The following is a 20657-nucleotide window of genomic DNA, read 5'->3' as shown; positions in this document are numbered from 1 at the left end:
GGTCTTTGCCTGTTTTTTCAACTAACGCTGTCTGGCAGTTTTTCCTCGCGCCGCGCGATCAAATCCTTGAGACCGTCGGCGATGCCCTCGTCGAGTTTCGGCTCCTCATAATCCGCGAGCATGTTGCGCGCCTTCTCGCGGCCGCGCGTGTCATGGTCCTTCGCCCCTTCCGCCTTCCATTGTTCGTAGGAGTTGAAGTCCATGATGCTCGGCATGAAGAAAGCCTTCTCGAAATGCTCGAGCGTGTGCTGGGTGCCGAGAAAATGGCCTTGCGGCCCGACCTCGCGGATCGCTGCCATCGCGTCCTTGAAATCGTCGAAAGGCAGCCCGCCCGCGTATTTGTACCAGCCGACGAGCTGTTCGCAGTCGGTGGCGAATTTCGAGTAGCCGCAGGTGAGACCCGCTTCCAGCCATCCGGCCGAATGCCAGATGTAGTTGGCGCCGGCGAGGATCGCGGCATGCATCAGCATGTTCGCCTCATAGCCGGCCTGGGCATCGTTGAGCTTCGAGCCGACATGGAAGCCTGAGGTGCGCCACGGCAGTTTGTATTTCCGCGCCAGCGCGCCCATCAGATACATCATCTGCGCGGCCTCCGGCGTGCCACCCATGGGAGCGCCGGTCTTCATGTCGACCGTGACCATGAACTGGCCGTAGATCTGAGGAGAGCCCGGACGGATGAGCTGGGTGAAGGCCACGCCCGCCAACGCCTCGGCATTGACCTGCGCCACCGCGCCGACGGCCGACGCCGAGGTCGATGCGCCGCAGAGCGCGAAGGGCGCCAGGATCAGCGGCTGATTGTGGCGCGCATACACCCTCATGGCGTCCAGCATGGTGGCGTCCCAGACCAGCGGCGAATTGCAGTTGGTGATCGCCACCAGCACCGGATTGTCGCGCACGAACTCCTCGCCGAACACGATTGCAGCCATGGCCATCGTGTCTTCCGCCCGTTCCTTGGACGTCACGATGCCCATGAACGGTTTGTCGGAATACGTCAGCGCCGAATGGATGATGTGCAGGTGCCGTTTCGGCACGGCAATTTCCATCGGCTCACAGATGATCGAACTCGACGAGTGCAGCGCCGGCGCCATGTAGGCGAGCTTGTGGAAATTGTTGAGATCGGCAAGCGTGCCGTAGCGCCTGTTGTTGTCGAGGTCGCGGACATAGGGCGCGCCATACATCGGAACGAAGATCGAGTTCTTGCCGCCGACGCGGACCGTGCGCTCGGGATTGCGCGCGTTGAGCGTGAACTCGGAGGGAACCTTGGAGACGAGGTCCATCAGCAACGCGCGGTCGATGCGGACCCGCGTTTCCCTGACATCGGCACCGGCTGCCTTCCACAAGGCGATGGCCTCGTCGTCGCGGAATTCGCAACCGACCTCCTCAAGGATCGAAAGTGACTCCTCGTGGATCAGTTCCACCGCCTCGTCCGGAACCATCTGGTACACCGGGATCTGACGGACCAGGGTCGGAAATGAAGCGATTGGTGCCCCGCGAAGGGCCTTGCGCCCGAGCCGGCCACCCCCACGGCGATGGGTTTGCTCGGTCAATTCAGCGGCCGGTGCGTTCATGGAACCTCCATCCCTTCTATCGCAATCAACTTACCGAGCGGAAATACAGCTGTGACGCTGGAAAATCCTGATCTCTTGTATAAGCTGGCCTTATGCGAAACCTGCGCCAGCTCTTGCCTTCCGCCGGCAGCCTGATTGTCTTCGAGGCGGCCGGCCGGTTGTCGAGTTTTACCGCAGCCGGGCGCGAACTCGGCATGACCCAGGCCGCGGTTTCCTATGCGGTGCGCGGCCTGGAGGAACAGCTCGGCGCGCAGCTCTTCCAGCGCCGCCATCGCCAGGTCAGCCTGACCGAGGCCGGCGGGCGCTTCCATGCCGACGTCTCGCTCGGCCTTTCCCACATCCGCAAATCGGCGGAGGACCTGCGCCTGCAGGCGACCGGCGGCCATGTGACGCTCGCCGCCTCGACGGCCTTCGGTTCGTTCTGGATGATGCCGCGCCTGCAGCGGTTCCGCGACGAACTTCCGGGGATTGACCTTCGCATCCAGACCGGCGACCGCGATCTCGACATCATCGCCGAAGGCATTCCGCTCGCAGTGCGCGGAGGCGTGCCGCGCGACTGGCCGGACTACCACTGCCTGTCACTCTCAGACGAAGAGATTTTCCCGGTCGCGGGTCCCAGTTATGTGACGAAATTCGGCCGGCCTGAGACCGTGGAACAACTGGCGACACACCGCCTCATTCATCTGGAGGAGCCCTATCGCGAGGCCCCGAACTGGGACGAATGGTTCCGCTCGGCCGGCGCCAGCCTCCGCAATGCGGAGCGTGGCTTGCGCATCAACGACTATGCGATTGTGATCCAGGCGGTCATGGAGGGGCAAGGCATCGCGCTTGGCTGGCGCCACCTTGTCGAGCGGCTGCTGTCGACCGGGCTGCTGGTGCCGGTGACCGACCACGTCATGAAGACAGGCACGGCGTTCTACGTCATCTGGCCGAAGAACCGCGAGCTCAGCGAGAATGCGCGCAAGGTAAGGGATTGGCTGCTGGCGCAGGCTTGAGATATCAGCGTGCCAATCCCGGATCGCGCCTGTCGTATTATGGCTCAGACCGAGCCGTCATTCTTGAGGCCGAGCACATCGATCCTGTCGATAGTCGGGGGGCCGACAAACAGCGTATCGGCACTGGCCATTAACGCCTTTGCGATTTCGCCGGTGAGATGCGCCTGGCGCCCGGCCTCATCGTGGAAAGCGTCGAATACACCAAAGACGCTAGGAGAAAGCCGCAAGGCGAACCAGATCGGCGTCCCTGCTTCCTGGTTGGCAAGTTGCAGACCGGTCTGCAGGAAAGCGGCAACATCGTTCTCCTTACCGGGCTTTGCCTCGAAGCGCGCGAACAGGGCAAGCTTGATCATTGTCTTATCTCCTTCATTGGGGCGGCCAGAACAGCCGTCGAGGACGAGAATCGCAGCATCGATGGGAAAAACGTATTGGCAGAAACGACTTCTTTGATATCATTCTTGCCATGAATATTTCCGTGCTTGTTCTCGACGGCGCTTTCGACACCGGGCTCGCCGCCGTGCTCGATGTGTTCGGCACCGCCAATGAGCTCGCCGCCCTGCTTCCGGCAGCGCCCAGCCGCTTTGTCACAACCATGGTCGGGGTCTCGGACAGCGTGCACACCGCGCAGGGATTGAAGGTGCCTGTAACGCCGGTCGGCAACGAACCGGCGCCCGACTGGCTGCTGATCCCGGCTCTCGGCCAGAAGATGCCGGAGCCGCTCGGAGCGGCGCTGCAACGCGATGATGTGGCGGCGGGGGTCGGCGCGCTCCGCGCCTTGGCCGAGGCCGGCACGCGCATCGGCGCCGCCTGCATCGGCACCTTCGTGCTCGCCGAATCCGGCCTGCTCGACCGGCGGCCTTCGACCACCACCTGGTGGCTGGCGCCGATGTTCAGGCAGCGTTATCCGCGGGTGCGGCTCGACGCCTCGCGCATGCTGGTCAATGACGGGCAGTTCGTCACCGCGGGTGCGGCGCTTGGCCATATCGACCTCGCCTTGCTGGTGATCCGGCAGGCCAGCCCTGAGCTTGCGGCGCTGACCGCGAAATATCTGATCGTCGACAGCCGCCCGCTGCAGTCGGCCTATGCGATTCCGGACCACCTCGCCCATTCGAACCCGCTGGTCGAGCGCTTCGAACGCTGGGCGCGCGGACGGCTTGCCGAAGGCTTCAACCTCGATGAGGCCGCGGCGGCACTCGGCGCCAGCAAGCGCACGCTGTCGCGGCGCGTCAACGATGTGCTTGGCAAGACGCCGCTCTCCTATTTCCAGGATCTTCGCGTGGAGCAGGCGGTGCATCTGTTGAAGACGACATCGGAAAGCGTCGAGGAGATTGCCGCCAAGGTCGGCTATGGCGACGGGGTGACGCTGCGCAATCTGCTGCGGCGGCGGTTACGCAAGGGCGTGCGCGAAATCCGCGCCGTCGGCTGATCCACAGCCGCCATCATTCTGCCTCTCCCCGACAGGATGCGAATCCGCCTATAGTGCTTGCATGCCTATCCGCCAGCTGTCCGAAACGATGATCAACCAGATCGCCGCCGGCGAAGTCATCGAGCGTCCGGCGAGCGTGGTCAAGGAACTGGTCGAGAATGCGCTCGACGCCGGTGCGAGCAAGGTTGAGGTCGTCACGTCGGGCGGCGGGCTGAACCTGATCCGCGTCACCGATGATGGTTCCGGCATTCCCGAACGGGAACTGGCGCTGGCGATCGCACGCCATTGCACCTCCAAGCTCGCCGAGGACATCAACGATATCCGCTCGCTCGGCTTTCGCGGCGAGGCGTTGCCATCGATCGGATCGGTGTCGCGGCTGTCGATCCGTTCGCGCACGGCAGCGGGCGACAGCGCCGCCGAGATCGGCATCGAAGGCGGCCGCGTCCTGCCCGTCAAGCCGGCGGCCGCCAATCGCGGCACCACGGTGGAGGTGCGCGACCTGTTCTTCGCCACGCCGGCACGGCTGAAATTCATGAAAGGCGAACGTGCCGAAAGCTCGGCCATCAGCGACATCGTCAAGCGCATCGCCATCGCCTTCCCGACAGTGCGTTTCACGCTGGCCGGGTCCGACCGCACGACCCTTGAACTGCCGGCTACCGGGGACAGCCCGGACGGCAGCCTGCGCCGTGTCGCGCAGGTGATGGGCGCCGACTTTCCCGACAATTCCATTGCCATCGACGCTATGCGCGAAGGCGTGCGGCTGACCGGCCATGTGTCGATCCCCTCCTTCAGCCGCGCCAACGCGCTGCAGCAATATGCCTATGTCAACGGCAGGCCGGTGCGCGACAAGCTGATCGCCGGGGCCATTCGCGGCGCCTTCGCCGATGTCCTGCCGCGCGACCGCCACGCGGTGACGGTGCTGTTCCTGACGCTCGACCCGGCCATCGTCGACGTCAACGTCCATCCGGCCAAGGCCGATGTCCGTTTCCGTGATCCTGGCCTCGTGCGCGGGCTGATCGTCGGCGCGATCCGGCAGGCCTTGGCCGATGCCGGCATCCGCTCCGCCACCACGGGTGCCGCCGGGATGATGGCTGCGTTCCGTCCTGGCGCCGCCCCCTATGATCACGGCGGTCCGACAAATGGCCATCGCAGCTATGACGCGGCTTTCCGTGCGTCCGGCCCGGCAGGTTTCGACCCTTCGCGCTCGCCGCAGCGGCCGCTCGACATGCGATTCGAAGGCGCCGGGTTTGAACGCGGCTATGCAAGAGCCGGCGGCTTCGGCGAACCCGACCAGCCGGCGTTCGATGCCGGCCCGCTTGCCAGCGCCGATGCGCGCGCCGGGCAGAATGAGGCAACAGAGACGCTGCTTGGCGCGGTGCTGGGTGCCGCACGCGCGCAGGTGCACGAGAACTACATCGTCGCCCAGACCAGGGATTCGCTGGTCATCGTGGACCAGCACGCGGCGCATGAGCGGCTGGTTTACGAAGCGCTGAAGAACGCGCTGCACGCGCGGCCGGTGCCCTCGCAGATGCTGCTTCTGCCCGAAATCATCGACCTGCCGGAAGAGGATGCCGAGCGGCTCGCCATGCATTCCGAAACGCTCGCCCGCTTCGGCCTCGGCATCGAGCGTTTCGGTCCGGGAGCGGTTGCCGTGCGCGAAACACCGTCGATGCTGGGCGAGACCAACGTCGGTCAACTGGTGCGCGATCTCGCCGACGAGATCGCCGACAACGACACGGTCGAGACGCTGAAGGAACGGCTGGACAAGATCGCGGCCACCATGGCCTGCCACGGCTCGGTGCGCTCCGGCCGGCTGCTCAAGGCCGAGGAGATGAACGCGCTGCTGCGCCAGATGGAGGCGACGCCGGGCTCAGGCACCTGCAACCACGGGCGGCCGACCTATATCGAACTCAAGCTGGCGGACATCGAGCGGCTGTTCGGGCGGCGGTGAGCGACGGCCAGCGCAACGGGTTTTGATTTACCGTTTCAAATTCACAACGATGACGCCGCCGAGTGCCAGCGCGCCGCCGAGCATACCGAGCAACGTCGGCACTTCGCCCAACCAGAAGAAGCCGATCAGCGCCGACATCGGCGAGACCAGGTACAGAAAGTTCGAGGCACGCGCCGCCGGCAGGCGCGACAGCGCGGTCGCCCAGGCCGCATAGGCGATCAGGCTCGGCACGATGCCAAGATAGATGATGGCGCCAAGGCCGGCGGTGTTGGCGACAGCCGCCTGCTTGAGTGCGGCGGGCAGAAAGGGCGCTAGGCAGAGCGCGCCGAACACCAAGTTGGACGCCGCGATGGTCAGCGGATGATGGCGGGCGAACAGCGGCTTCTGAACGATGGTGTTGACGGCCGAGCAGAGTGCCGAGCCAAGCACCAGCAGCGCTCCGGCATTGAAATGCAGGCCATGCCCGTCGGCGACCGCAATGATGCCGATGCCGGCGAAGGAAATGACCGTGCCGATCCAGGCCAGGCCGGAGAAGCGCTCGCCAAGCAGCGCCATCGCCATGATGGCGGTGAAGATGGGGCTGACATTGATGATGAAGCCGGCTGCTCCGGCCGAGACGGTCAGCTCGCCGAAATTGAGCATCGCCGTATAGAGCGCGACGAAAATGGCGCCGCCGAAGGCGAAGCGCCACAAATCGCCGATCCTGGGCAGCGCCGGGCGTTTGACGGCAAGGTAGATCGCCGCCGGCACGGCGGCGATGGCAAAGCGCAGGGCGCCAAGCTCCAGCGGCTGGAAGGCGGCGAGCCCGGCCCGGATCGCCGGGAAGGCTGAGGCCCAGCCGATCACGGTCAGCGCCACGGCGGCGGCGGCCGTGGTGTCCATCCGCTGTGTCGAATTCAACGTGCCTGTCATCGTGCTCATCTCATTGCCTTCCGATTCTTCAGGTCCCCGGGAGCAGAAAGCGCGTTTCCAGCCCATTGACAAACGAGCAAATCGACGATCACCTGTGAGCATGGGTCACAGCTCGGACACCATGCTGCCGCTGGAGACGTTGCGCGCTTTCGACGCGGCGGCACGCACGGGAAGCTTTTCGGCCGCCGCCGAAAAACTCAATCTTACCCATGGCGCCGTCAGCCGGCAGATCGCCAAGCTCGAGAACTGGCTTGGCCTGAAGGTTTTCGAGCGCGGCGCGCGCGGCGTGAGGCTGACCAACGAAGGCAATCGCCTGCATCTGAGGACCACGGAAGCCTTCGCCCTGATCTCGGTCAATTCGGACCGCTGGGTGGAGCCGCGCGGCACGGCGGTGGTACGCCTGGCTTCCATTCCATCGGTGAGCGGCCTGTGGCTGATGCCGCGCATGGCAACGTTGGAAAAAGACCCTACCCGCCTGCGCATCGTGCTCGACGTCGACAACCGTCAGGCCGATCTCGCCGACGAAGGCATCGATCTGTCGGTCCGCTGCGGTCGCGGCCTCATCCCGGGCCGCGTCTCGGTGCAACTGTTCGAAGAATATCTCTTCCCGATCGCCTCGCCGGGCCTCGCACGAGAGATTGGCGGTGGCGACCCGGCGCGGCTGCTCGAATTCCCGCTGATCAACGACTCCGATGCCTCGGGCTGGCGCGCCTGGTTCGCCGCGCAGGGCATGGACTACCGGCCGCGCCCACAAGACCGCCGCTTCGAAGACTACAATCTGGTGCTCGATGCCGCGGCCCATGGCCTCGGCATTGCGCTGGCACGGCCGCCACTCACGCAGCACCAGATACAGTCCGGCCGCCTCGTCGCCGTCGACGATCGCACCGCGCTCAATCCGGTGTCCTATTGGCTCGACCGGCCGGTGGGCCGGCCACGCGCCGCCGCGGCCGATCTCGCCCGCCGCATCGCGGCCCAGGCTGGGCTGGCTATCGAAAAGGTCGATCGGTTCATCGAAGCCGAGAGCTAGGCTTTTTGGATCTTTAGGCATTCCGGACGGAAAACCGCTGCGCACTTTTCCTGGAATTACTTAGCTGAACATCCGCAAGGCCAAACCGAATGCCGCCGCCCCGAGCAAGCCGGCGGTTGCCGAGACAAAGGCAACCTTGAGCAGCAGGGGTTCGGAACCCTGCTCCTGCATGCCGTTTGGCCGGGACGCGGTCTGCCCTCGCCTAGCGGGGATATTCTGGTTGGATGCCTGGCGCCAGGCTGGCCCCATTGGCGTCACCGCCGCCAGCCCCGCCGCCGCCGGGCCGCCGGCTGGATCGGCGTTCTCGGCTTTTACCAGAGGTACCGCCAGACCTTTTTGCGTCTCGACGTCCTGCGTCGACTGCCTCGCCACGGCGGCGGCGGGGGCTGCATCGGTGCCATCGGCTGGTTCGACCTGAGCCAGATACGCCTCGACAATACCGGCCGAAGCGATCTGCTGCACTTTGGCGGCAATCGCCGTTGAAGGCAGGGCCAACAATACCGGCGCCGTCTGTTGCGCCAGAAGGGGCGGCGTCGGCGGCTGGACCAACGCCTTGACCAGAGCCACGTTGGCCGGATCGGCTTTCGCCGACGGCACAGCCTGCGGTGTCATCGCCTCCACCAGCAAAGAAGCCAGCCGTGCAGAAGAAATGTCCATGCCACCCTCAAAACAGCCGTTTGCGATTGTCCGATAGCAGCCTTGCATTGCGCCAAGCTTGACCTTCCCTGCGATTTATGGCGATGACATCTTCATGAAGCTCGGCACCACCGTATGATGAACCGTTTCGAAGGCCCCGGCGGCAAGGAAGCCCGCATCCGCTACCTCGATGGCGATTTCCAGGTCACCAGCCCCGGCTCGTTCGTGCGTTGCGCCGTAACCGGCGAAAACATTCCGCTGGATGAGCTGAAATACTGGAGCGTCGCGAGGCAGGAGCCCTACGTGAACGCTGCCGCTTCGCTGCGCCGCGAAATCGAGGCGCATCCGGAGATGCGCAAACGGGGTTAGCCTCTCAGCTTGCGCTGCCGCCAGGCGTCGAGCGTCTCCTCGATGACGCGTTCGGGAACGTGGTCGGGTTCGAACACCGTGTCGATTTCCAGCACGTCGAGACCGCCGAGAAATTCCTGCGAGGCGCCATGGCGCAACCGGGCGGCGTCCTTGGCGGTGGTGATCAGGCCAAGGCCTTCGGCCCGCGCCGTCGCGGCCAGTTCGGCAAGCTCGTCCTCGGCGTAGAAGTGATGGTCCGGAAAGGGCCTGGACACGACCACCTCGCCGCCGGCCCCGCGAACCGTGTCGAAGAATTTCTCAGGATGACCGATGCCGGCGAAGGCCAGAAATCGCTTTCCGGCAAACTCCGCCTTGCTGCTCGGCTCGGTATGGGCATCGAAGATCGGCCGGCCGGCACGCGCTGCCTGACGGACCACCGTGTCCGCGGCCGTGCCCTCACCCATCTTCAGCAAGCCGCTGGTGAAAACCAGTTGGTCGACGATCTTGGCCCTGAGCGGGCCGCCCGGGATGACGCGGCCATTGCCGATCCCGTAGCGGGCATCGACGACCACCAGCGCATAATCGATGTGGATGCGCGCACTCTGGAAGCCGTCGTCCATGATCAGGAAATCACAATCGTGCTTTTCCAGCAGCAGCCGGGCGCCGGCGGCTCGATTGGGCGTCACCGCCACCGGAGCATGTTCGGCCAGCAGCAGCGGTTCGTCGCCGACATGTCTGGCGCTGTCATGGCTGACATCGACGACATGCGGCTCCGCGAAGGAGCCGCCATGGCCGCGAGACAGGAAACCGGGCTTCAGCCGCATGCGCCTGGCCTGTTGGGCGAGCGCGATCGCCACCGGCGTCTTGCCGGTGCCGCCAACAGTGAAATTGCCGACGCACAGAACCGGCGCCTCGATCTTCTCGCGCCGGGCCCGCCGCATGCCACGACCGGCGACCAGCGCATAGACGGCCGACAGCGGCGACAGCGCCAGGACCTTCCAGTCCGGCTCCTCCCACCAGAATGGCGGTGCTTCGGAGGCCACGCTAGCGCCCGTTGGCGCCCTTCAGGCGCGCCTTGACCACCAGCGGCTGGATATAGGGTTCGAGCGACTTGAGCGTGCGTGCCAGCGCGCCGCGCATTTCATCGACAGTCGCGATCCCCGCCGCCATCATCTCATGGCGCGCCACCTCGTTGGTCAGGAGGAAATTGACCGCGCCAGCCAGCATGTCGCGGTCGCGCACCAGCTTGGCGCCGCCGCTGTCGAGCAGGCGCTGATAGGCCTCGCGAAAATTCTGCACGTTGCGTCCGGCGAGAACAGCGGTGTCGAGCATGGCCGGCTCGAGCGGATTCTGGCCGCCTTCGGAGGTCAGCGAGCGGCCGACGAAAGCGATTTCGGTCAGCCTGAGATAAAGCCCCATCTCGCCGATCGTATCGCCGAGCAGGATATCGGTGTCCGACCCGATTCGATCCCCCTTGCTGCGCCGCGCGACTTTCAGGCCCATGCCGGAAATCTGCGCGGCAAGGGCCTCGGCGCGGTCGGGATGGCGCGGAACGACGATCGTCAAAAGGCCGTTGTGACGCTTGTGCAGCGTCGCGTGGACTTCCGCGGCGACCACTTCCTCGCCATCATGGGTCGAGATCGCCGCCCAGGTCGGGCGACCGGCGATCTGCCGCTGCAAAGTGCCAAGCGCCCGTTGGTCGACCGGCGGCGGGTTGGTGTCGACCTTGAGATTTCCCGACACCGTGACCGGCCGGGCGCCGAGCACGCGAAACCGCTCGCCGTCGACGTCGGACTGGGCAACGACATGTGCCAGGTTTTCGAACAGCGCCTCGGCGATGTTGGCCCGCTTCTTCCAGGACGTGAAGGAGCGATCGGAGAGCCTGCCATTGACCAGCACCTGCGGCACGTGGCGGGCACCAAGTTCGAGGATGGTCATCGGCCAGATCTCGGATTCGGCGATGATCGCCAGATCAGGTTTCCAGTGATCGAGGAAGCGGCTGACCGCCGGCTTCAGGTCGAGTGGAACGTATTGGTGGATGATGCGATCGCCGAGGCGCTCGTCGACGACCTGGGCTGAGGTCACCGTGCCGGTTGTCAGCACGATGTTGACGCCGTAATCCAGAATGCTTTCGACGAGCGGCACGACGGCCAAGGTCTCGCCGACGCTCGCGGCATGGATCCAGATCACCGGCCCGTCGGGGCGCGGCCGGCCGGCGACGCCATAGCGCTCGCGCCTTCGGTTGCGGTCTTCCTTGCCGCGCGAGGTGCGCCAGGCGACATAGGGCCAGACCAGTGGATAGGCGGCCGCACCGGCAAAACGGTACGCTGACAATACAGTACGCGCCCAGCGGCCGCTCACCGCGGCCCATCCACGAGACGGTAGGCCTCGGCGGTCGCGGCATTGAGGGCAGCCGTCACCTCCTGGCGCTTGCGCTCCATTTCGGCATCGTCGGCATCCGCCGCCACGAAGATCGGCGCGCCGATGGTCACGGCGGAGCGGCCGAAGGGCAGGTTGATGGTGGTCTTGTCCCAGCTCTTTTCCAACACCTTGCGGCGGCTGGTGGCGATAGCGACGGGCAGCAGCGGCCGGCCGGAGAGGCGAGCCAAAAGCACGATACCGAGCCCTGCATCGCGTGGGGTACCGTGGGGTATGTCTGCGATCATGGCGACGTTCTTGCCTGATGTGAGCGACTTTTTGAGGGCGATGAGCGCCTTGGCCCCGCCCTTGTCCAGATGCCTGGCATTGTCACGTCCGCCCGACCCGCGCACCGCCTCGATGCCGAACTTCTCCAGCATCAGCGCGTTGAGCTCGGCATCGGCGCTTCGCGACACCATGGCGACCAAAGGTTTACGCTTTGGGTAGTAGGCCGGCGTCAAAAGATGCTGCCCATGCCACAGAGCAATGATCCCCGGCTCGAACTCGGCATAGGCGCCGCCCGAAAAGCGAGCCGATCCGTCGACGAGGGGGCTGGTCAGGCGAACCAATCGCACGAACTGGGCGAGCAGGCTGGCAATCGCATTCTTGACGAATCGGGACTGTGCGAGCGGCTCGCGTATCCTGCGCCAGAAGGCCTTGGTCTTGCGGCTGCCGCCCCTGCCCGCGGGCGCGGCCTCGCTGGCTGGCTCTTTCGCCAGATCATGTTCCATCGAAGTCAACCGGCGGCCTTGCTATCGGGATCCAGCAGACGGTGCAGATGGACGACGAAATAACGCATATGGGCGTTGTCGACGCTGGCTTGCGCCTTGGCTTTCCAGGCAGTGTGCGCGGATTGATAGTCGGGATAGACGCCGACGATGTCGAGCGCATCGAGATCCCGGAACTCGGTCCCGCCCAGCTTCTTGAGTTCGCCGCCGAACACCAGATGCAAAAGCTGTTTCTTCCCGTCTTCCGCGGTCATGTCGGTCCTTCACATATTGTGAGTTTGCGACAGGTCTAGACCAAAGCCGCCGACTTTGGAACTGTCGAAAGTGCGTTCAGGCATCCAGCCCGGCGATGACATCGACGAGCACCGCCAGCAGTTCCCCGCTGCCGGCGGCGAGCGCGCCGTGGCGGATCACCTCGCCGGCGTAGAGCGGCGCCCGGCTATTCGGGTCGAGCAACTGGCCGCCCGCCTCGCGCAGGATGAGATCTGCGGCGGCGATGTCCCAGTCATGCGCATTCGGCTTGACGAACGTTGCATCGAGCGTGCCGTTGGCGATCATCGCCAGGCGGTAGGCGAGCGAGGGGATGTAGGGTGCTCGCCGCAGCCGCTCCTGCCAGCCCGCCGGCACCAGGTCGATCAACTGCTTCAACCCTGAAATCTCGGCTTTGTCTCCAGGCTTGCGCACCGCGATGCGTCTGCCGTCACGGAAGGCGCCCTGGGCAGGCAACGCCCAGTACGTCTCGTTCATCGCCGGGCATTCGAGCACGCCGGCGAGCGTGCGGCCATGCTCGACCACGGCAACGCTGACGCACCAGGTGCGCTGGCCTTCGAGGAAGCCGCGCGTGCCGTCGATCGGGTCGACAACAAAGGTGCGGCGTGCCGAAAGCCGCGCCGGATCGTCGGCCGTCTCTTCCGACAGCCAGCCATAATCCGGCCGCGCCGCCAGCAGCGTCTGGCGCAGATACGCGTCGGCGGCATGATCGGCTTCGCTGACCGGCGAGGTGCCTCCCTTCATCCAGACCTGCGGATTGTTGCCGAAGTAGCGCATGGCGATGAGACCCGCCTCGCGGGCGGCGTCGCGCAGCAGCGGCAGGTCCAGATCGGCGCTGGCAGTGCTCAGCTCATGCTCCGGCAAGGGTCATGCCTTCGATCAGGAGCGTCGGGGCGGCGGTGCCGAAATTGCGGTCGAGGTCATTCGCCGGCACCATGTTGAGGAACATCGTCTTCAGGTTCGAGGCGATGGTGACTTCGGCGACCGGATAGGCAAGCGCGCCATTTTCGATCCAGAAGCCGGAGGCGCCGCGGCTGTATTCGCCGGTGAGCATGTCGACGCCGTGGCCAAACACCTCGGTGACATAGAAGCCGGTCTTGAGCGAGCCGATCAAATCCTCGGGCGAGCGCTCGCCCGGTTCGATGGCAAGGTTCGTCGACGAAGGCGAGACGGACGAGCCACTGCGCGCGCCGCGACCATTGGTGACAAGGCCAAGCTCCCGGGCCGCCGATGTCGACAGGAACCAGTGCTTGAGGACACCGTTTTCGATCATCAGGAGTTTCTCGCCCTCGACGCCTTCGCCATCGAATGGGCGCGAGGCCTGGCCACGGCGCCGCAGCGGCTCGTCGGTTACGGTGATGGCGGAAGCAGCCACCTGCTTGCCCATCATGTCGCGCAGGAACGAGGTCTTGCGTGCGACGGAAGCGCCGTTGATGGCGCCCGCGATATGGCCGGCAATGCCACGCGCGACGCGCGGGTCGAACACCACGTCGACCGATCCGGTCGCTGCCTTGCGCGCGCCAAGGCGGCGCACGGCCCGTTCGCCAGCCTTGCGGCCGATATCCTCGGGCGCATCGAGATCGGCGAAATGCTGGCGCGAGGAGAATTCATAGTCGCGCTCCATGCCGGTGCCCTCGCCGGCAATCACGCTGGCCGAGCGCGCAAAGCGCGAGGCGACATAGTGACCGAGAAAGCCATGCGAGGTGGCCAGAACCAGCCCGCCAAGCCCGGCGCTGGCATTGGCGCCTGACGAATTGGTCACCCCTTTGACCGCAAGGGCTGCCGCCTCGGCCGCAAGGGCCGCTTCCTTCAACTGTTCAGCCGACACTTCGGTCGCGTCGAACAGGTCGAGATCGCGGGTCTGCCTGGCCAGCAGCGCAGGATCGGCAAGACCCTGGTAGGGATCCTCGGGTGACACCTTGGCCATGGCGACGGCGCGCTCGGCAAGCGCCTTCGGATCGGACGCGGCGGTGGCCGACACGCTGGCCACACGCCGGCCGACGAAGACCCGCAGCGAAACGTCATCGCCCTCGGACGCTTCGGTGTTTTCGACCTTGCCAAGCCGCACCGCGACTCCGGTCGAGCGGCCACGCACGGCGACGGCGTCGGCGGCATCGGCGCCAGCGCGTTTCGCGGCCTCGACCAGCGCCGCGACGCGGTCCGTCAATTTCGCGGCGTCGAGCTTGTCGGTCATGCATTCATCCTGTTTCTTCGGCCTGTCCGGAAGGCAGATGCTGCCGCACCATCTATTGTTCCAATGCCGCTTGTGCAATGGCAGAAGGGCAATCAGGATGCCGCGACCAAATCGCCATCGAAGCGCCCGCTAAGAACGGACGCCTCGGCTTTTGCCTATCTGGAGCCTTCGCCATGACACCTTTCCACCTAGCCTTTCCGGTTCGTGATCTCGATGAAACCCGTACTTTCTATGGCGAGGTGCTGGGCTGCGCGATCGGCCGCTCGTCGGCGACCTGGGTCGATTTCGACCTTTTCGGCCACCAGATGTCGGCGCATCTGCGGCCGCAAGCCGCGCAAGCCGCCAGTGACGGCAAGGTCGACGGCATTTCGGTGCCGATCCCGCATTTCGGCGCCGTGCTCCTGATGGACGACTGGCAGCGCCTGGCCACGCGCCTGGAAGCGCGCGACGACATAGACTGGCTGGAACGGCCAATGATCCGCTTCAAGGGCGAGCCTGGCGAACAGGCCACGCTGTTCATCCGCGACCCCTCGGGCAACGCCCTGGAATTCAAGGGTTTTCGGTCATTAGAGCAGGTTTTCGCGCATTGAACTCGAGGCCTGGCCTCTCATTCAAGATGCCGCGACCGGCGTCCAGATCACGTCCTCGATCTTGTGCGCGCCGGTCGCCAGCATCACCAGGCGGTCGAAGCCAAGCGCGATGCCGCTGGCCTGCGGCATGATGGCAAGGGCCGCCAGAAAATCCTCGTCCAGCGGATAGCGCTCGCCATAGATGCGCTCCTTGTCGTCCATTTCGATGATGAAGCGCCGGCGCTGCTCGGCCGCGTCGGTCAACTCGCCAAAGCCGTTGGCGAGCTCGACACCGCAGCAATAGAGCTCGAAGCGCTCGGCGACGCGCGGATCGCGCGGGCTCGGCCTGGCAAGCGCCGCCTCGGCGACCGGATATTCGCACAGGATGGTCGCCCGCCCCTGTCCGAGGAACGGCTCGATCTTTTCCACCACCACACGGCTGAACAAATCCGCCCAGCTGTCGTCAGGCGCGGTACGCAGGCCGGCCTGGATAAGCGCGGCATGAAGCGCGTCCCGGTCGGTGCCACCATCGGCGGCGACCGTGGCCAGCAGGTCGATGCCGGCATGGCGGCTGAAGGCGTCCGCCACAGTCAACCGCTCCGGTTCGGCGAACGGATCGCAGTCGCGGCCACGGAAGGAAAAACGCGTGGCCCCTGCCCGTGTCGCGGCCAGCGCCAGCAGATCGGCGCAGTCGCGCATCAGGCTCTCATAGGTCTCGCCCACCCGGTACCATTCGAGCATGGTGAATTCAGGATGATGCAAGGGGCCGCGCTCTCGGTTGCGGTAGACCGGACCGAGGCTGAAAATGCGCTGTTCTCCCGCGGCAAGCAGCTTCTTGCAGGCGAATTCCGGCGAGGTATGGAGATAAAGCGGCGAGCGGACGCCATCCGGCCCGACCGCTTCCGTGGCAAAAGCCGCAAGGTGCGCCTCGTTGCCGGGCGAGACCTGCAGCGCCGCCGTCTCCACCTCGATGAAGTCGTGGCGGGCGAACCAGTCGCGCAAGGCGACCGTCAGCCCGTTGCGCAGCATCAGGCGTGGACGGCGGTCGGCATGGACATGTGGCGTCCACCAGGGCGACGCGGCGGTCATGGGCGGATCGAAGGCATGCCGATGCGCCTCATGTCAGTTCGCTCCCAAGTCAGTTCGCCCTCATGTCAGTTCGCATCGGGGGCTGGCGGTTCGCGCCAAGATGCGCTAGGCCCCCATCCAGCGCCGCACGAGCCGGCAAACGCCAATCAACTCTCGCAGGATTTAAAACCGTGGTGAAAGTCATCGCCAGTTCGCTCCGTAAAGGCAATGTCGTCGACAAGGACGGCAAGCTTTATGTGATCCTCTTTGCCGAAAACATCCACCCGGGCAAGGGCACGCCCGTGACGCAGCTCGACATGCGGCGCATCGGCGACGGGGTGAAGGTGTCGGAGCGCTACCGCACCACCGAACAGGTGGAGCGCGCCTATGTCGAGGAGCGCGAGCACACCTTCCTCTATGCCGACGGCGAAGGCTATCACTTCATGAACCCGGAAACCTACGACCAGGTCGCGGTGACGGAAGCCGTGGTCGGCGACGCGGCCCCCTACCTGCAGGAAGGCATGCCGGTGCAGGTGTCGCAGTTCAATGGCATCGCGATTGCCCTGGTGCTGCCGCAGCGCGCCACCTTCGAAGTGGTCGAAACCGAGCCGACGACCAAGGGCCAGACGGCCTCCTCCTCCTACAAGCCGGCCGTGCTTTCCAACGGCGTGCGCACCACCGTGCCGCCGCACATTGCGCCTGGCACCCGCGTGGTAGTGATGACGGCCGACGGGTCCTATGTGGAGCGCGCGAAGGACTGAGCGGGAGCAGAAGCCGGCTCAGCATTGATCGGCACGAAGTAGCCTCGCGGTCCTGCTGACGGAACCGCTGACAGCGATCACGTCTTGGCTGGTGTTCTTTTCGCGTTGACCTTGGCGGAACGCTGTTCGACAGCGGCCTCCACCTCCCGTTTCAGCCGATCCTTGATTTCAACGGTCTCGTTCATCAAGGCGTCGATCTTCAGGAAATCGAGCACGCGATATTTCGACACCGCCGGGCGGATCAGTATGTCGGGGCTGCACTGTTTCAGCTTGTTGGCGATGATCGACTGCATCATCAGTTGCGTGGCGCCGAACATCAGGTCGACGGAAGTCGGCTGTTTGCGGTCGGCCTCTTCCGGCGCGCCGACCACGTCGACGCCAATGATGATGTCGGCATCCTTCTCGATAAGGTCGAAGGGCACCGGATTGTAGATGCCGCCATCGATCAGCAGCCTGCCGTCGCGCGTCACCGGGCGGAACACGGCGGGAATGGCGGCTGAGGCGGCAAGGGCCGAGTGCAGGTCGCCATCATTGAACACGGCGAGCTTGTGGCCGAAATAGTCCGTCGCCGTCACCTTCAATGGAATTTTCAGGTCGGCGAAGGTCTCGGGGATGGCTTCGGGCAAAAACGCCTTGAGGATGCGCTCGACATTGAACTGGCTGACCCGGATGCCGCCTTGCATGGCTTCCGCGATCGTGCCTGGCCGCGCCCGCCACATGCGGCTCGCAACCTCTGCGCGCCGGCCAAGGATCGAGCGGGCATAATCGTGGATCTCCTTGCCGGTCATGCCGGAGGCCATGCCGGCGCCCATGATCGCGCCAATCGACGAGCCGGCTATCGCCACCGGTTCGATGCCGAGCTCGTTCAGCGCCTCGATGACATGGATATGCGCCAGCCCGCGCGCGCCGCCGCCGCCGAAAGCTATGCCGAAAGTCGGGCTCACCCCTTGCCGGCTCCCGCCAGCGGCGGCCCCACCACCATGATCGTCGGCTCGGCCGTCAGCAGCTTCCTCGCCGCCGCCTTGACCTGATCAAGCGTCACCGCGTTGATGTAGCCGGTGCGGCGCTGCATGTAGTCTATACCGAGATCGTCCAGTTGCAGCTCGACCAGCGTCGCAGCGATGGAACCCGACGAATCCAGATTGTTGATCGCATAGGCGCCGATCAGATACTTCTTGGTCGCCGCCAATTCGGCCTCGGTCGGGCCGTCTTCGGCCAGGCGCTTGACCACGTCGCGCACAATGCCGAGCGTCTCGGCGGCGCGGTCGGAACGGGTTCCGGTGGTGACGATCAGCGCGTCGGCATGGTCCTGATTGACCAGCGAGGAGTTGACGCTGTAGGCCAGCCCGCGCTTTTCGCGCACCTCCTGGAACAGGCGCGAGGTGAAAGTGCCGCCGCCAAGGATTTCGTTCATCAAAACGGCGGGGAAGAAATCCGCGGCCTTGCGCTTCACGCCCGGCCAGGCGAGCCGCAGCGAGGTTTGCGGCAGGTCGTAATTGACCTCGATATGCTGCGCCAGCTTGGGCTCGATATCGGCCACGGGGGCCAGCGCCTGGTTTGGCGGCAGATCGCCGAACACCATGTCGAGCTTCTTCTTCAGGGTCTCGGGGTCGATGGCGCCGACCACCGCGACATGCAGGCCGCCGCGCGCGAACAGCGCCTTGTGCAGGGCCTTGAGATCGGCCTGCGTGATGGCGGCGATGCTCTGCCTGGTGCCTTGATCGGAGCGCGAATATGGATGGTCGCCATAGACGGCGCGCGCCCACCGGTTCTGCGCCATCGTGTCGGGGTCGTTCTCGTTGGCGATGATGCCGGACAGGACCTGGGCGCGGATGCGGTCGATCGGCGCCTGATCGAAGCGCGGCTCGTTGACCGCCAGCCGCAACAGATCGAATGCCTCGTCGCGCTGCTCGGCCAGCATGCGCATGGAGCCGTAGATGCCATCGCGGGTCTCGTCGAAGCTCATCTCGGCGCCGGCATCGTCGAGCTTGATCTGGAAGGCTTCCGAATCGAGCGGGCCGGCGCCTTCGTCGAACAGGCCGGTCATCAGATTGGCCAGTCCTTCCTTGCCCGGCGGATCCTGCGTCGAGCCGCCGCCGAAGACGAAGCGGATGGCGACAACCGGCACGGAATAATCCTCGACCAGCCAGGCCGTAACGCCTTTCGGCGAGGTGACGGACTGTATCTCCATGGCGCGGGCGGCAAGCGCCGGCAGGATCAGGAAGAGAATGGAGAGGAGCAGGGTCACAAGCGTCGCGCGCGCCTTTCCCTCTCTCCTGGTGGGAAAGAGAAAGGGCTTGCGCGGGTTCAGGGCGGTCGTGCTCTTCATTATCAATTCCCCGCCTGTTGCTGTGGCAAGAGATAGCCGGTGGTCGCGCGGGACAGCACCAGATAGCGCGCGGCCACTGCCTTGACCTCGTCGGTCGTTACCTTGCGGATGCGGTCCGGCCATTGCTGGACATCCTGCACGGTGCCGCCGGTAGCGAGCGTCGAACCATAGATGTTGGCCATCGAATCCTGCTTATCACGGGCGAAGATCATCGACCTGACATAGCGGTCCTTGGCTTTTTCGAGCTCATCGGGGGTCACTCCGTCGCTGGCGATTCGCGCCACCTCGGCATCGACCGCGGCTTCGACATCAGCCAGCCGCGCGTCACCGCGCGGCGCCGCGTAGACGGTGAAATTGGTGTCGTCGAGCATGGTCCCCTGGAAGTACGCGCCGGCGTTGGAAGCGATGCCCTGTTTGACGATAAGCGCCTGGTAAAGCCGGCTGCGGTTGCCGTCGCCAAGAATCTCCGCCAGCAGATCGAGGGCTTCGGCCTCGCCCGCCTTGGCGGTGTGGTAGGAGGGCACGACCCATTGCGTCGAGAAACTCGGCACGCTGACGCGGGGGTCGGAGAGCGTTACGGTGCGCTTGGTGTTCTGCTCCGGTTCGACCGGGCGGACCCGCGGCGGCAGATCCGGCCCGCGGGCCACCTTGCCATAGGTCTTCTCGGCCAACGCCTTCACCGTTTCCGGTTCGACATCGCCGGCAACGATCAGCACGGCGTTGTTGGGCCTGTAGTATTTGTTATAGAAGGCGATGGCGTCGGTGCGGTTCAACTGCTCCATCTCCTGCATCCAGCCGATGACCGGGATGCGATAGGGCTGGTTCTGCCACAGCGTGGCATCGACCTCCTCGTCAAGCACGGCTTGCGGGTTGTTGTCGATGCGCGAGCGGCGCTCCTCCAGGATCACGTCGCGTTCGGTCTTGATGACGTCGTCGGTGAGGATGAGATTGCGCATGCGGTCGGCTTCGAAGCTCATCATCAGTTCGAGCGCGGACGGCGCCACCGTCTCGTGGAAAGCGGTGTAGTCGTAGGAGGTGAAGGCATTGTTGGAGCCGCCAATGTCGGAGACGGCGCGATCGAACTCGCCGGCTTTGTGATGGGCCGTCGCCTTGAACATCAGATGTTCGAAGAAATGGGCGATGCCGGACTTGCCCGGCGGCTCGTCGGCGCTGCCGATCTTGTACCAGACCATATGGGTGACGATCGGCGCGCGATGGTCGGGAATGACGACCACTTCCATGCCGTTGTCGAGCAGGAAATCCGTCACCTTGAACTCGGCCGGCGCCGTGTCAGCCGATACGGAGCTGTCAGCCAAGACAGGGTTGATCATGAACAAGGCCAGCGACGACGCCACAAGCGTTGCCCTCAGCCACTCAATCCTGGATGTCATCGATGGCTCCGGTTTCATGCAGCGACGATAGGCAAGGCGCTGGCGACAAGCAAAGTGAATTGTTGC

General features: G+C 65.0%; 21 protein-coding genes. 7 read left to right on the top strand and 14 right to left on the bottom strand.

Translation table 11 applies throughout. The features are described from left to right. Positions 1-17: 17 nt before the first annotated feature. On the bottom strand, positions 18-1568 hold the full coding sequence (locus tag LB556_RS10220) for a trimethylamine methyltransferase family protein (protein WP_224566616.1): 1551 nt from the start codon (positions 1566-1568) through the stop codon (positions 18-20). 92 nt (positions 1569-1660) lie between these two features. On the opposite strand from LB556_RS10220, the gene LB556_RS10215 reads away from it, so the two are divergent. Continuing rightward, positions 1661-2563 (top strand): LysR substrate-binding domain-containing protein, encoded by a 903-nt coding sequence (locus LB556_RS10215; protein ID WP_224566614.1) that lies wholly within the window; start codon positions 1661-1663, stop codon positions 2561-2563. Positions 2564-2607: 44 nt separating this feature from the next. Here the strand turns inward: LB556_RS10215 and LB556_RS10210 are convergent, their stop codons facing one another. After that, entirely contained in the window at positions 2608-2916 is a 309-nt protein-coding gene (locus LB556_RS10210) for a putative quinol monooxygenase (RefSeq protein ID WP_224566612.1), read from the bottom strand. 110 nt (positions 2917-3026) lie between these two features. Here LB556_RS10210 and LB556_RS10205 point away from each other — a divergent pair, with 110 nt between their 5' ends. Both LB556_RS10205 and mutL read left to right on the top strand, forming a co-directional pair. Beyond that, positions 3027-3989, top strand: a complete 963-nt coding sequence (locus LB556_RS10205) for a GlxA family transcriptional regulator (protein ID WP_224566610.1) — start codon at positions 3027-3029, stop codon at positions 3987-3989. A 61-nt stretch (positions 3990-4050) separates the two neighbouring features. Then, positions 4051-5940 carry a DNA mismatch repair endonuclease MutL gene (mutL, locus tag LB556_RS10200; RefSeq protein ID WP_224566608.1) on the top strand — a complete coding sequence of 630 codons (1890 nt, stop codon included), beginning with the start codon at positions 4051-4053 and terminating at the stop codon, positions 5938-5940. Positions 5941-5967: 27 nt separating this feature from the next. On the opposite strand, the gene LB556_RS10195 is transcribed toward mutL, so the two are convergent. Further along, positions 5968-6861: a DMT family transporter gene (locus tag LB556_RS10195; RefSeq protein ID WP_224566606.1), complete on the bottom strand. Its 894-nt coding sequence runs from the start codon at positions 6859-6861 to the stop codon at positions 5968-5970. Between the two features lie 91 nt (positions 6862-6952). Here LB556_RS10195 and LB556_RS10190 point away from each other — a divergent pair, with 91 nt between their 5' ends. Continuing rightward, positions 6953-7879 carry a LysR substrate-binding domain-containing protein gene (locus LB556_RS10190; RefSeq protein ID WP_224566604.1) on the top strand — a complete coding sequence of 309 codons (927 nt, stop codon included), beginning with the start codon at positions 6953-6955 and terminating at the stop codon, positions 7877-7879. Positions 7880-7939: 60 nt separating this feature from the next. On the opposite strand, the gene LB556_RS10185 is transcribed toward LB556_RS10190, so the two are convergent. Continuing rightward, positions 7940-8500: a hypothetical protein gene (locus LB556_RS10185; protein ID WP_224566760.1), complete on the bottom strand. Its 561-nt coding sequence runs from the start codon at positions 8498-8500 to the stop codon at positions 7940-7942. Positions 8501-8650: 150 nt separating this feature from the next. On the opposite strand from LB556_RS10185, the gene LB556_RS10180 reads away from it, so the two are divergent. Then, a complete protein-coding gene (locus LB556_RS10180) occupies positions 8651-8884 on the top strand; it encodes a DUF2093 domain-containing protein (RefSeq protein ID WP_224566602.1) in 234 nt (77 codons plus the stop codon). Here LB556_RS10180 and lpxK read toward each other — a convergent pair. From lpxK to LB556_RS10150, 6 genes are all read right to left on the bottom strand, one after another. Next, positions 8881-9906: a tetraacyldisaccharide 4'-kinase gene (gene lpxK / locus LB556_RS10175; RefSeq protein WP_224566599.1), complete on the bottom strand. Its 1026-nt coding sequence runs from the start codon at positions 9904-9906 to the stop codon at positions 8881-8883. The two genes, LB556_RS10180 and lpxK, sit on opposite strands and share 4 nt — an antisense overlap. A gap of 1 nt (position 9907) precedes the next feature. Further along, positions 9908-11224 carry a lipid IV(A) 3-deoxy-D-manno-octulosonic acid transferase gene (waaA, locus tag LB556_RS10170; RefSeq protein ID WP_224566598.1) on the bottom strand — a complete coding sequence of 439 codons (1317 nt, stop codon included), beginning with the start codon at positions 11222-11224 and terminating at the stop codon, positions 9908-9910. Further along, on the bottom strand, positions 11221-12012 hold the full coding sequence (locus tag LB556_RS10165) for a lysophospholipid acyltransferase family protein (RefSeq protein ID WP_224566597.1): 792 nt from the start codon (positions 12010-12012) through the stop codon (positions 11221-11223). The genes waaA and LB556_RS10165 overlap by 4 nt, the downstream gene beginning before the upstream one ends. A gap of 5 nt (positions 12013-12017) precedes the next feature. After that, the gene (locus LB556_RS10160; protein WP_027057469.1) at positions 12018-12263 is read right to left on the bottom strand and encodes a DUF4170 domain-containing protein; all 246 of its coding nucleotides are present in this window, start codon (positions 12261-12263) and stop codon (positions 12018-12020) included. 76 nt (positions 12264-12339) lie between these two features. Then, a complete protein-coding gene (locus tag LB556_RS10155) occupies positions 12340-13143 on the bottom strand; it encodes a 3'(2'),5'-bisphosphate nucleotidase CysQ (protein WP_224566596.1) in 804 nt (267 codons plus the stop codon). Then, positions 13130-14473, bottom strand: coding sequence for a TldD/PmbA family protein (locus tag LB556_RS10150; protein WP_224566595.1), 1344 nt, complete (start codon positions 14471-14473; stop codon positions 13130-13132). Before LB556_RS10150 ends, LB556_RS10155 begins: the two co-directional genes overlap by 14 nt. 173 nt (positions 14474-14646) lie before the next feature. Between LB556_RS10150 and LB556_RS10145 the strand changes: the two genes are divergently transcribed. Beyond that, positions 14647-15063, top strand: a complete 417-nt coding sequence (locus tag LB556_RS10145) for a VOC family protein (protein WP_224566594.1) — start codon at positions 14647-14649, stop codon at positions 15061-15063. Between the two features lie 21 nt (positions 15064-15084). On the opposite strand, the gene epmA is transcribed toward LB556_RS10145, so the two are convergent. After that, positions 15085-16131 (bottom strand): EF-P lysine aminoacylase EpmA, encoded by a 1047-nt coding sequence (gene epmA / locus LB556_RS10140; RefSeq protein WP_224566593.1) that lies wholly within the window; start codon positions 16129-16131, stop codon positions 15085-15087. Between the two features lie 170 nt (positions 16132-16301). Here epmA and efp point away from each other — a divergent pair, with 170 nt between their 5' ends. Continuing rightward, entirely contained in the window at positions 16302-16871 is a 570-nt protein-coding gene (gene efp, locus LB556_RS10135; RefSeq protein WP_081294356.1) for an elongation factor P, read from the top strand. A gap of 77 nt (positions 16872-16948) precedes the next feature. On the opposite strand, the gene LB556_RS10130 is transcribed toward efp, so the two are convergent. Genes LB556_RS10130 through LB556_RS10120 form a run of 3 tightly spaced genes read right to left on the bottom strand, consistent with a single transcriptional unit; the run spans position 16949 to position 20591 of the window. After that, entirely contained in the window at positions 16949-17815 is an 867-nt protein-coding gene (locus LB556_RS10130) for a patatin-like phospholipase family protein (protein WP_224566592.1), read from the bottom strand. Next, positions 17812-19200, bottom strand: a complete 1389-nt coding sequence (locus tag LB556_RS10125; protein WP_224566591.1) for a M16 family metallopeptidase — start codon at positions 19198-19200, stop codon at positions 17812-17814. Before LB556_RS10125 ends, LB556_RS10130 begins: the two co-directional genes overlap by 4 nt. Positions 19201-19202: 2 nt before the next feature. Then, positions 19203-20591: a M16 family metallopeptidase gene (locus LB556_RS10120; protein WP_224566590.1), complete on the bottom strand. Its 1389-nt coding sequence runs from the start codon at positions 20589-20591 to the stop codon at positions 19203-19205. Between the last annotated feature and the right edge of the window lie 66 nt (positions 20592-20657).

The sequence above is a fragment of the Mesorhizobium sp. ES1-4 genome (assembly GCF_020164745.1).
Taxonomy (GTDB): domain Bacteria; phylum Pseudomonadota; class Alphaproteobacteria; order Rhizobiales; family Rhizobiaceae; genus Mesorhizobium.
This window is presented reverse-complemented; position numbering and strand designations above follow the sequence as displayed.

What these genes read in the sequence shown, in the direction of transcription:
- LB556_RS10220 (WP_224566616.1), bottom strand. Translation starts at nt 1,568, where the DNA reads ATGAACGCACCGGCCGCTGAATTGACCGAGCAAACCCATCGCCGTGGG.
- LB556_RS10215 (WP_224566614.1), top strand. Translation starts at nt 1,661, where the DNA reads ATGCGAAACCTGCGCCAGCTCTTGCCTTCCGCCGGCAGCCTGATTGTC.
- LB556_RS10210 (WP_224566612.1), bottom strand. Translation starts at nt 2,916, where the DNA reads ATGATCAAGCTTGCCCTGTTCGCGCGCTTCGAGGCAAAGCCCGGTAAG.
- LB556_RS10205 (WP_224566610.1), top strand. Translation starts at nt 3,027, where the DNA reads ATGAATATTTCCGTGCTTGTTCTCGACGGCGCTTTCGACACCGGGCTC.
- mutL (WP_224566608.1), top strand. Translation starts at nt 4,051, where the DNA reads ATGCCTATCCGCCAGCTGTCCGAAACGATGATCAACCAGATCGCCGCC.
- LB556_RS10195 (WP_224566606.1), bottom strand. Translation starts at nt 6,861, where the DNA reads ATGAGCACGATGACAGGCACGTTGAATTCGACACAGCGGATGGACACC.
- LB556_RS10190 (WP_224566604.1), top strand. Translation starts at nt 6,953, where the DNA reads ATGGGTCACAGCTCGGACACCATGCTGCCGCTGGAGACGTTGCGCGCT.
- LB556_RS10180 (WP_224566602.1), top strand. Translation starts at nt 8,651, where the DNA reads ATGATGAACCGTTTCGAAGGCCCCGGCGGCAAGGAAGCCCGCATCCGC.
- LB556_RS10165 (WP_224566597.1), bottom strand. Translation starts at nt 12,012, where the DNA reads ATGGAACATGATCTGGCGAAAGAGCCAGCCAGCGAGGCCGCGCCCGCG.
- LB556_RS10160 (WP_027057469.1), bottom strand. Translation starts at nt 12,263, where the DNA reads ATGACCGCGGAAGACGGGAAGAAACAGCTTTTGCATCTGGTGTTCGGC.
- LB556_RS10150 (WP_224566595.1), bottom strand. Translation starts at nt 14,473, where the DNA reads ATGACCGACAAGCTCGACGCCGCGAAATTGACGGACCGCGTCGCGGCG.
- LB556_RS10145 (WP_224566594.1), top strand. Translation starts at nt 14,647, where the DNA reads ATGACACCTTTCCACCTAGCCTTTCCGGTTCGTGATCTCGATGAAACC.
- epmA (WP_224566593.1), bottom strand. Translation starts at nt 16,131, where the DNA reads ATGACCGCCGCGTCGCCCTGGTGGACGCCACATGTCCATGCCGACCGC.
- LB556_RS10125 (WP_224566591.1), bottom strand. Translation starts at nt 19,200, where the DNA reads ATGAAGAGCACGACCGCCCTGAACCCGCGCAAGCCCTTTCTCTTTCCC.
- LB556_RS10120 (WP_224566590.1), bottom strand. Translation starts at nt 20,591, where the DNA reads ATGACATCCAGGATTGAGTGGCTGAGGGCAACGCTTGTGGCGTCGTCG.